The organism is Hymenobacter sp. YC55 (assembly GCF_029433095.1).
Lineage (GTDB): Bacteria > Bacteroidota > Bacteroidia > Cytophagales > Hymenobacteraceae > Hymenobacter.
Window position 1 is genome coordinate 86961 of the sequence record NZ_JARNTX010000013.1, and the last position, 11461, is coordinate 98421.

Below are 11461 nucleotides of genomic sequence, written 5' to 3' on the forward strand. Positions count from 1 at the left end.
ACGCAATCAGTCACAGCTAGCTCGCCTTTCTTACCTAGTGCATTAGGCAAGAGATAATGCAACAATCCGACGTACGAGAAGTCGATTACCTGCTCAGAAATAAGTAGTTTATCCGCCGTTAACTAGCAGCGCAGGATGCTTTCGCTCGCGAGAAAGCGCCCGCTTGGCCAGTCTCTTATTTTATGCTTCTTGCTATGCAGCAATATAAAATTCAAGAGGGCCCCAGTCTGGCCCTTGCTTCGGCGCCCGCCTTGTTGTGCTCCACCTGCCACCTGCTGCCGCTGCCAGTCTGGCTCCGCTACCTAGGCATGCTGCTTCTTTGCGTGGCTTTGCAATCAGCGGCGCATGGTCAAGCCTGGCAGGGCGCGCTGGCACTGGGCGACCATAATCTGGGGTCAGTGATGGTGCAAGGCAGCGCGCTGGATGCAGCGGGAAATAGTTACCTTATTGGCAGTACACTAGATGATGTTACCCTAGGCCCGGATACGCTTAGGGGGGTGGGCTATCAAGATCATTTCTTGGCCAAGCTAGACGCGAACGGCCAGTGGCTCTGGGCCCAGCACCTGCCGGCTACGCCCCGGGCCATTGCGCTGGACGCGGCCGGCAACATTTACCTAACGGGCAGCTTCCAAGGCACTGCGGCCTTTGGGTCCACTACCCTGACGAGCGCGACCTCCTACTACCCGGATGCTTTTGTGGGCAAACTAACGCCCACAGGCACCTGGCGCTGGGCTCGGGCCATCGGCGGCACAGAAGTTGATCTAGGCACTGCCCTGGCTGTTGATGCGACTGGTAATGTGTATCTGGCGGGCGATTTTCGAAGTGCGACGCTTACCATTGGCACCGCGACCCTGACCAATGCCAGCAGCTCGCATAGTGTCCCGGACATCTTCCTGACTAAGCTCGACCCGGCAGGCAACTGGCAGTGGGCCCAACAAGTCGGGGGGCCGGGGGCCGACTGGGTTACAGGTTTGGCGCTGGATGTCAGTGGCAGCGTGTACATGGCCGGCTGGTTCAATGGCGCAACCTGTACATTCGGCTCTACAATCCTCGCCAACGCGGGGGGCACCGCGTTTACTAGCGATGGCTTTCTGACCAAGCTGACGGCGGCGGGGGCACACAGCTGGACAACGCAAATTGGTGGCCCGGGCAGTGAAGGGAGCTCGGCCGTGGCACTTGATGCCAGCGGCAATATTTACCTCACGGGGTCCTTCACCAGCTCAGCCTTGCTTTTTGGCAGTACCACCCTAGCCGCCTCCCAGCGCAATGGAGCGGACGTCTACGTCGCGAAGCTAACGCCAACGGGTGCCTGGGACTGGGCGCAGCAAACCACCGGCTCGGCGGGGGGCGGGGACAGTGGAGGTACTCAACTGGTGGTAACGGCTACCGGCAACGCCATCGTACTGGGGCAGTTTTCAGCGACGCAGCTGCACGTGGGCCAGCAGGTGCTGCTCAATGCCGGGCGAGCCAGTGCATCACTTACGAATGATGGTTTTGTGGCCAAGCTAACGCCAGCCGGTGCCTGGGAATGGGCGCAGGCGCTAGGGGGGACGGCAGCTGAAACCCCTAGCGGCCTGCACTTAGCGGCCAACGGCGACGTGGTGCTAGCAGGCACCTTCGAAAGCTCGCCCGCTACATTTGGGCCAATAACGCTACACGCCGTGCGGTCATCCGCCTTTGTAGGCCGGCTGCAAGCCAGCGGCGCCTGGCGCTGGGTAAGCAAGCAAGCTGACCGCGGCGTGGCCGCCTTTGCCGCGGTAGCCACGGACGCGGTGGGCAATGCGTACGTAGCCGGGAACTTTCAAGGCACGCTTCTCCCGGGGAGCGCCCCGCTCACAACAACAGGGAACCAAGATATACTCGTTGGCAAGGTCAGCCCCACCGGACAGTGGCTCTGGGCCGCGCAGGCTGGGGGCACAGGGGCTGATCGGGCAACGGCCCTACTGGTCGAGGCTGGGGGGGATGGCTATGTGACGGGGACGTTTAGGGGTACGGCACGTTTCGGTACCACGCTGCTCACGAGTGCCGGGGGGACCGATATCTTTGTGGCCAAGCTCTCGGCCAGCGGTGCTTGGCTTTGGGCTGCGCGCGCCGGGAGCGCGGCCGATGATGGTGGCACAGCCGTCGCCCTGGATGCGAACGGTCACGTGTATGTAACGGGCTGGATAACGGATGCCGCCGCCTTTGGGAATACAGTCCTCACCAACCCAGTAAGCACGACCGCCCAGTATCCATTCGCTGCCAAGCTAAGCGGAGAGGGCAGCTGGCAGTGGGCCCAGGCGCTGGGTGCCCAAGGACAAGGCAACAGCTTGGCGATTAGCCCCGGAGGTGACGCCTACATAACTGGTCGCGCGGCGCGCCAGTTATTTGTGACCAAGATTAGCCCTGCTGGCTCCGTAAGCTGGCAACAGGTAGCTGGCGGCACTCCTTTCGAAGACCAAGGCACCGCGATTGGGGTAGATGCCCGCGGAGACGTGTATGTGGCAGGGGGCTTCAGAAGCACGTCTATTGTGCTGGGCTCCACTACCTTACTCAATAGCAACATGCCTTCCGGCTATGATTATAGGGGTATTAGTGAACTGTTCATCGCTAAACTAACGGCGGCCGGCACGTGGCTCTGGGCGCATAAGGCCAGTGGGGCAGCAAGCGCCACAGCGCTGGCAGTGGATAGCCAGGGTCAGGTACTGCTCACGGGCGCCTTTGGTAATGCGGCCACATTTGGAACGATTTCTTTGAGCGGTAATGCCTCCGGTAGTGTGTTTGTGAGCCGACTAACTGCCACTGGCGCGTGGCAATGGGCCCAAAAGGTAAACGGCAGTTCTACGCCGGGAGGCTTGGCTATGGGGCCTGCCGGACGAGTGTATGTAGCGGGATTGTTTGACGGGGTAGTACCATTTGGCAATGTAACGCTACGGGGCGGAGGGTATTTTCGTAGCAGCTTCCTGGCGTGGATAACAGATAGCAGTTCGCCTTTGGCAACTACTTCAACCGCCGCCACGGCTGCCTTTTCTCTTTATCCGACCATTGTACAAGGCAACCGGGTGCAGTACACTTTTATGGAATCAGGTAGTTCCCACACGGAACTCCACGTGTACACTCTGACTGGCCAACTCGTTACCCAGCAGCTAAATGTTAGCCACAATGGGGCTTTTAGTACAGCTGGTTGGCGGCCAGGTTGGTATGTAGTGCGCCTAACGACGGCAAGCGGCCAGTACATTGCCCGCTTTTATCGCCCCTGACAAACGTCTTTATTTAGTGGGGATGGACCGCGCTGATAGCAAGCACAAAGTAGCCCATGCTAGGCTTGATATAAGATTGGTCAGCCAAGATGCGTAAGCAGCTAATCTTATATCCGATACGTTGATGTGGCTGTTGCAAAAGTCTGATAGGCAGAACAAGTCTGAACCAAGGCAGCCCCTTTCTGGCAACTGAACAACTAAATAGCAGTTCTTACTGAGGCCTACCTGGATGGACAGTGCCTGTTGCAACAGCCACACGTATTATGTTTAGCAACTTTACCGAGACAGGAGAAAGAGTAGTTGCACTGCGCCAAAATTCTATTTCAGTGGAAGCCAGTGGACTATCACCCGCTAGTACTTAACCTAAGAAGAGAAAATACCCGTTATTAGCGCCGCCTTTACGTAGCCGGTCGCTACAGGGAGCGCGTACGCCAACGCCCCTCCTTGCCTGCGCCTCCAAGCACCTACTACTAGATTAGCATGAAACGACTACTTGTTTTGCTGCTCGCGGCCGCTTCCGTACTGCTTCTTATCGCTTTAGTCTATGCTCTGAACTTCGCCAAGCCCGACAGCACATTTTCGCAGTACCGTGTTCTTATTGGCTTCTCCTTCATGGCGGTAACCCGGTTTGCGTTGAGGGCCTACCGCCGTTCGCGCATAGGGCATTCATAAGCATTCCTGTCCGAGAAATCATTGTTATGTCAAGTAGCGAGCTGCTGGGGATGCGCACGGCGGAGCTTACCAAGAGCTTGGACCTTTTATGGTTGTCCTGCTGACAAGCATCCAAGTGGTACAAGGTTTTTATTCCACACTAGGCTAAGGCATAAAAAAGGGTCTGTTGCCCCTGCAACAGACCCTTTTTCCCCTCTCCGCATTGTCCCACACCCAGCAGGGCACCTCGTGGCTAGTCAGCGGTTCGCACCAGGTACCATTCCCTGGGAACACGGTTGTCGCGACCCGTTGCGTGCTTCCTACTAGGCGCCAGCGCCTGTATAGCTGTAGTGGACAGGTTATTTGCGCAGGAGCTTGACGTGGGCCTGGCCCTTCGCCCCGCGTAGGTGCAGGTAGTAGAGGCCTTCCGCCGGTAGCTGCTGCGAGAAGTCGAAGGTTACCGACTGTCCCCCGGCCGAAACCGTGCGCTGGCCCTGGCTCAGGGTCGTGCCCAGCGAGGAGACCAGCGAGTAGCTAACCTCGCCCTGGAAGGCGGCCGGCAGCTCGAGCGTGACGCGCCCATCGGTGGAGGGATTGGGGTAGAGCTTGACCTGGGCGCTGTAGACCGGCAGCTTGGTCGCCGCACCCGCGGCCAGCGGGCTAGCCGCGGGGCGCGCCGCGGTAACCGGGGAAGCGGAGTTGCCGCTGAGTACCTCGATAGCCGACACTTTCGGCTGATCCACCCCGCCGGCCCCGGGCGCGAAGGCCAGCGCGAGCACCCCGTCGGTGACGGTCACTGAAAAAGACTCGGTGGTGGCTGTCAACGGGCCTACCTTCTTGACAATGTCGTAGGCTTGGAGCACGGTGCTGCCTTCGGCCACCACGTCGAAGACGCGTTGGCCGGGGGCGCTCCAATAGAGCTCGGCGAAGTGGAGCTTGACGGTGTAGGTGCCGTTGGCCACGGGCAGGCCGTAGGAGAAAGTGCCATAGCGCTCGGTTTGGTAGAGGGCGTCGTCTTCGGTGCCGGCAATCGCTTGGTCGGTAGCGAAGTCGGTGCCGCCGTACGCGAACTGATCCGTGCTGAAGCGGCCCACGCTCGTGCTGAGCTGCCCGCCGCCCACATTGAGACGCAGCACAGCGGTCGGACTCGCTTGGAGCACTTCAATGGCCGACACTTTCGGCTGATCCACCCCGCTGGCCCCGGAGGCGAAAGCCAAGGTGAGTTGGCCATCGGTGACGGTGACAGGGAAGGACTCGGTGGTGGCCGTCAACGGCCCGACTTTCCGGACGATATCATAGGCAGTAAGCACCGTTGTGCCCTCGGCCGCCACGTCGAACACGCGCTGGCCGGTGCTGTTCCAGTAGAATTCGGCAAAGTGCAGCTTGACCGTATACTGCCCGTTGGCCACGGGCAGGTTGTAGGTGAACGCACCGTAGCGCTCGGTTTGATAGAGGGCATCATCCTCGGTGCCACCAATAGGCTGGTCGGTGGCAAAGTCGCTGCCGCCCGTCGCGTACTGATCAGCCGCAAACGGGCCCACGCTCGTGCTTAACTGGCCACTACCCGCATTGAGGCGCAGCACGGCCGTCGTGGTAGGGGTGGAGTTGACGGTATATATTTCAATGGCCGACACTTTCGCGTTGTCGATCAGGCCGTAGAAGTCCAAGGCAAGCTCCTCGTCGGCGGCCGTGACGAGCAGCCGTTCGGTGGTCGCCGTGAAGGCCCCCACCTTCTGGTAGATGTCGTAGTCGTTCAACGCCACCAGCCCTTCCGCGGCCACATCGAACACGCGCTGGCCGGCGCGAGTGGCGTAGACCTCAGCAAAGTGAAGCACCACCTCGTACTGTTTGCCCCGGCTCACGGGAAAGCTGTAGCGAAAGTAGCGGCCGTAGCGCTCGGTCTGGTACAAGGCGTCGTCCTCGGTGCCGGCAATGGGCTGGTCGGTGGCGAAGGTAGCTCCGTCCGCGTTGAAGGGATCGGCGGCGAAGGTGCCAATAGCGTTAGTTACTTGGCTGCCGCCCGCATTCACGCGGTAGAGCACCCGCCCATCCGCCGGTTCGGGATTGACCGTAAGCGTGGTCTGCGAGGGGGCACTGCGTAGCCCGCCATTATCGGTCACCTCTAAGCTGAACACGTACGTGCCGGCCACCAGGTGGCTCACCAGCGGCGTGCGCCCACTCCGGCCGGTAATGACGGCTGGGCTAGGCCCGCTGACTTGCGACCAGATGTAGCCGACAATCGTGCCGTCGGGGTCGGTGCCAGCCCCGCTCAGGCGGGTGCTCGTCGTGGGCAAGGTAAGCGGGGTGGTGGGGGTGGCGCGGGCCGTGGGCACCTGATTGACGGTATTGACCCCATACTTGAGGGTTGCGAAGTCCGAGGCCACCCCGCCGCTGGCGCCCGTTACGTAGACATTGTCGGCCGCGTCTACGGCCACGGCGTACGCCGCATCAGAGGAGGAGGATTGCGTGTAATATAAGGCCCAGAGCTGCTGGCCGTTGGCGCCGGCATACTTGAGCGTGCCGTAGTCCCCATTGCTGGCGCCCGTCACGTACACGTCACCCGCCGCGTTTACGGCCATAGCCGTCACATCATCCTCGCTCTCGCCTGTTCCTCCGTCGTAGCGCGCCTCCCAGAGTTGCTGGCCACTGGCGGCCGCATACTTGAGGGTGGCGTAGTCCCAATCGCCTTTCGTGGGGTTGCGCGAGCGCCCCGTCACGAACACGTCGCCGGTTGCGTCCACGGCCACGTCAAACGCCTGTTCTAAACTGCGTGTTAGCACGCCGTTGTAGCGCACGTCCCACAGCTGCTGCCCGTTGGCGGCATACTTCACCGTGGCGTAGTCGGGATAGTCGTCTGTGAAATACGTGGTGGTGCTGGAGGTGCCGGTCACCACCACGTTGCCGGCTGCGTCGACGGCCAACGCCACAGCCAGGTCATTGGCATTACCCGAGCCGTTGTAGCGGTTCACCCACAGTTGCTCGCCACTGGCCGTGTATTTGAGGGTCGCATAGTCTTTGGAAACCGAATCGCTATCCCGCGAGACAGTACCCGTCACCAAGATATTGCCGGCCGCGTCCAGCGCGATGTCCACCGCTTCATCATTGCCCCCGGCGGCATTGTAGCGCGCCTCCCACAGGCGCTGCCCGCCGGGCGCGTACTTGACGGTCACATAATCGAGCTTGGTTCCCGTGCCGGCCGAGGTACCGGTCACGTACACGTTGCCGGCCGCGTCCAACCCCAGGCCGACCGCCTGGTCGGACCCATTGCCCGCCCCGTTGTAGCGCGCCGTCCACAACCGCTGGCCACTGGCCGAGTACTTGACGGTCGCATAGTCATCGCCCGAGCCCTGGTTAAACGAGCGGCCGGTCACGTAGACATTGCCTGCCGCATCCACGGCCAGGTCCATGGGCACATCATCGCCGCCATTATTGTAGCGGGCCACCCAGAGTTGTTGGCCGCTCGGGGAGTATTTGATAGTGGCATAGTCGTTGGCTTGCAGCGCGTTTTCTTCCCGGGCTCTGCCCGTCACATAGACATTGCCCGCCGCATCCACCACGAGGGCAGTCGCGACGTCTACCTTATTTTGGGGGCTGCCCGGGCCGGCGTAGCGCGCCACCCACTCGAGGCCGGGAGCGGTGGTCGCTCCCGCCTGCCGGCGCGCTTGCCCACGCTGAGGGCTGGCCTTGCCATCGGCGTGGGGCGGCAGGGAAACCGGTTGTGACGGCAGTCGCCTCGTCGGGAGCGCCTTGGGCGCGGGGAGGGAAGGGGTGACTTGCGCCCGGGTGTCGGACACGCCTAGAAGCCAACTGGCGGCCAAGGGCAGCAATCGGGTAATGGTTTGTTTCATAGGAGGAGATAGAGAAAAAGAATACACCGCCGGTAGGATGGTGAAGGAGGACAGCGCGTAACCAAACCATGTTTTCCCCTGGTCCAGGGCCAGAAAGAGTCAGATTGCTAGTGTAAGGTCCGGTGAAGCGCGCAACAAAAACAAGGAGTAATTATATGGTAACGCGAACGCAAGGCAGGCTATTGGCTAAGGTCGTTTAAATGAAGGTCTTACGCCTAGCGAGTAAGGGCTCAACGGTATTCGCCTGCGCCGGCTGTGTAAGAGGGCCTTGCCGGAACCAGGATCGACCAACTAGGCGCTGCGTATACGCTCGCCCCGCCTGTGGGGCGAAGTCTAACGAGTAACGGTTTCTCGCTCGGTGGGCAACTAGTGAGTAGCGCGGCACTGCAGGATCTCTTCCCGGACGAAGCCTGTCGCACAGGCACTACCTCAGCCCCTCATAGGGGTAGCGACCTGCAGAAAGCCTATACTCATTGGCCCCCAACCAGCTACTACCAGGAGCCCAACGCAACGCCGTCTACGCCCGATAAGGGGCCCTTATTAAGAATATACAGCCTTGCTTTTCGCTCCTCCTAGTAGACTGTTTACAAAAGGCTACTTGAGCAATCGCTTTGCTTAGCGCTATCCTTTCAGGACCATAGACTGTTCTGCAAGCGCCGCAACGCTACATCGCCAATACGTTTAAGCACCTGCTCCAACTTCTTCTCTAGCTGAGCCTGAAGGACTTAGAGGTCAAGCTGCTCTACTATTACATTATCATATAATTAATCCTTGTTTTTATTGCTTCTTTTTGTGGACCTTACAGGACCAAATCCCCTTGTTTCTCGCCCCGCCATCGAGGCGATCAGCGGGTCGGCGCCTGGTTCTGTCTTACCCTACCGCCCCACCTGCGGTTTATTTTCTCTTTTTTTTATACCCCTATGAAACAACTGTTTACCCAGATGCTGCCCGTGGCAGCAGGGGCGCTCCTGTGTGGGCCTGCCAGTCAGGCGCAAGTAGCCCCCTCCGTCCCGCCGCAACCGGTCACGCAAGCCTGGCTGGCCCGCTCGAGTGCGAAATATGTCACCCAAAGCGACATGGAGGTGGATGCCGCCGGCAACACGTATGTCACCGGTTCCGTCTCGGTGGACGACTTCACGTACGATTATCTGACCAGCAAGTACTCGCCGAGTGGGCAGCTGCTCTGGCAGAAAAGCTACAACGGCGTTTCGCCCATGCAATACCGCAGCACAGATCGGCCCGTGGCCATGGCGGTCGATGCGGCGGGCAACGTGTATGTGACGGGGACGGCCTGGATTTACACGGGCGGGTTTTTGACGGGTACGCGCTACGACTATGTTACGATCAAGTATTCGCCCACCGGAGAACAGCTCTGGGTCGCCCGCTACGACCGAAGTAATACAGATGAAGAAGCTGCCGATGTCGCCGTCGACGCCGCTGGTAATGTGTACGTACTAGGCACTACTGAAAATGAGGTGCAGACCCTCAAGTATTCCGCCACGGGGCAGTTACTCTGGTCGGCTTTCGGTGGGGGAGGAAGAGCCAATCACCTAGTGGTCGGTACCACGGGTGATTTTTATGTGACCAGCAATCGAGTTGAGGGGACCAGCACGAGGGTTGACAGAGCAATGGTCCAAAAATATTCTGGGGCGAGGGGCCTACAACTGTGGTCGGCTATTCCGGTCGTTCCCGACGGGGGTATTCAATTCGCCGACCTAGTGGTGGACGCGGCCGGCAATGTGGTCGTGACGGGGGTACTCAATACCGGCGCTTTCGGTACCGATGCCGGCAAGAACTATTATACGGCCAAGTACGCCAGCGCCTCCGGCCACCCGCTCTGGAGTGCCAGCTACAACGGCCCCGGCAATGGCCTGGATGCGGCGGCGGCCCTGGCTCTGGACGCGACCGGCAACGTGGTCGTTACGGGGCGTTCCTATAGCGGCAATGCGTTTGTCAGTAGTGACTACGCCACGCTCAAGTACGATGCCAACGGGCAGCAGCAGTGGGTAGCGCGCTATAACAGCCCCCAGAACCTGGGCGACGCAGCCACCGCCTTGACGCTCGACCAGGCAGGCAATGTGTATGTGACGGGTAATATTCACGTCCAAGGACCTAATGGTCTGGGCAGCGCCAACAACTATGACTATGGCACGGTGAAGTATTCGGCCAGTGGGCAGCAAGTGTGGGAAACGGCATATGGCATTGCGGGCAACTGGGATGATTTAGCGCGTACTATTCGCGTCGATGCCGCCGGCAAGGTCTATGTGTCGGGCCAATCCACTACCGGTTGCTGTGATGGCACCCAACTGACCTTGCAGTACGACCAACAAACTCCGCCCGCCCCGACGACGGCGCTCTACCGCATCCATGCCGGCGGCGAGCAGGTTACCACTTCCTTGGGCTCCTTCGCCGCCGATCAGTACAGCACGAGTGGCAGCACCTATGCCACCGACCAACCCATTGCCGGTACCACGGAGGACGCCCTCTACCAAACCGAGCGCTACGGCCAGCAATTTGGCTATGCTTTCCCCGTGAGCCGGGGCCAGCAGTATCAGGTCGTGCTCCACTTCGCCGAAGTCTACGCCACGCAAGCCGGCCAGCGCGTGTTTGATGTGGCGGCCGAAGGCCGCACCGTGCTCGACAACTACGACCTCTACCGCAAAGTAGGCGCCTACACGGCCACCACCGAGCGCTTTACCGTCACCGTGGCCGACGACGAACTCAATCTCGACTTCAGCTCGCTGGCCAGCGCCGGCGGAGTGGACAACGCCAAAATCTCGGCTATTGAGGTGTATGGCCCGAACACCCCCCCCACGACGCCCACGGCGGTGTTGCGCCTGAAGGCCGGCGGCGGGCAACTCAGCACGAGCATGGGCACGTTTGCCGCCGATCAGTACGCGACGGGCGGGGCGGTCTTCGCGACCGACCAAGCCATCGCGGCCACCCAAGACGACGCCTTGTATCAAACCGAGCGCTACGGCAGCTTCACCTATAATCTGCCCGTGCCCAACGGCACCTATTCCGTCAAGCTCCATTTTGCCGAGCTCTACTGGGACGCCGCGGGGCAACGGGTCTTCAACGTGGCCGCCGAAGGCACGACGGTGCTCCAGGCCTATGATATAGTGAAAAAGGCGGGACCGCTGACGGCTACCACCGAAACCTTCCCTGTCACCGTCACCGACGGGCAGCTCACCCTGGCCTTTGCGCCCGGCGCCGCCGGAGTAGACCAGCCCAAGGTGTCGGCCATTGAGGTGCTGGAAGCGGCCCCGACGGCCGTGCTACGCCTCAAAGCCGGGGGCGACGCGCTGACCACCTCGTTCGGCTTCTTTGCCGGCGACCAGTATTTTGCCGGCGGCAGCGACTTCGCTACCGATCAGCCGATTGCCGGTACGCAGGAGGATGCCTTGTACCAGAGTGAGCGCTACGGCAGCTTCCTTTACAGCCTGCCCGTGGCCAACGGCACGTATACCGTCAAGCTGCACTTCGCTGAGCTCTACTGGGACGCCGCGGGGCAACGGGTCTTCAACGTGGCCGCCGAAGGCACGACGGTGCTCCAGGCCTATGACATTGTGAAGAAGGTCGGGCCGCTGACGGCCACCACCGAGTCCTTTTCGGTGACCGTCACCGACGGGGTGCTCTCGCTGGCCTTTGCCCCCGGCGCCGGCGGGGTGGATCAGCCCAAGGTGTCGGCCATCGAAGTGCTCAGCGCCGGACCCGCGCTAC

At 60.7% G+C, this 11461-nt stretch carries 4 protein-coding genes; 3 read left to right on the forward strand and 1 reads right to left on the reverse strand.

From position 1 onward, the window contains the following. The first annotated feature begins 194 nt into the window (after window positions 1–194). Together P1X16_RS31155 and P1X16_RS31160 are read left to right on the forward strand one after the other, a co-directional pair. Complete coding sequence (locus P1X16_RS31155; protein ID WP_277236693.1) at window positions 195–3239, forward strand: SBBP repeat-containing protein; 3045 nt, start codon at window positions 195–197, stop codon at window positions 3237–3239. Window positions 3240–3719: 480 nt separating this feature from the next. Then, window positions 3720–3911: a hypothetical protein gene (locus P1X16_RS31160; protein ID WP_277236695.1), complete on the forward strand. Its 192-nt coding sequence runs from the start codon at window positions 3720–3722 to the stop codon at window positions 3909–3911. A 338-nt stretch (window positions 3912–4249) separates the two neighbouring features. Here P1X16_RS31160 and P1X16_RS31165 read toward each other — a convergent pair whose 3' ends face one another. Then, window positions 4250–7738, reverse strand: a complete 3489-nt coding sequence (locus P1X16_RS31165) for a malectin domain-containing carbohydrate-binding protein (protein WP_277236697.1) — start codon at window positions 7736–7738, stop codon at window positions 4250–4252. Window positions 7739–8658: 920 nt separating this feature from the next. Here P1X16_RS31165 and P1X16_RS31170 point away from each other — a divergent pair. Continuing rightward, window positions 8659–11461, forward strand: a 2803-nt coding sequence (locus P1X16_RS31170; protein WP_277236699.1) for a malectin domain-containing carbohydrate-binding protein, incomplete at its 3' end; no start/stop codon positions are given.

Coding starts and splice junctions, on each gene's coding strand:
- P1X16_RS31155 (WP_277236693.1), top strand. CDS start 195: ATGCAGCAATATAAAATTCAAGAGGGCCCCAGTCTGGCCCTTGCTTCG.
- P1X16_RS31160 (WP_277236695.1), top strand. CDS start 3,720: ATGAAACGACTACTTGTTTTGCTGCTCGCGGCCGCTTCCGTACTGCTT.
- P1X16_RS31165 (WP_277236697.1), bottom strand. CDS start 7,738: ATGAAACAAACCATTACCCGATTGCTGCCCTTGGCCGCCAGTTGGCTT.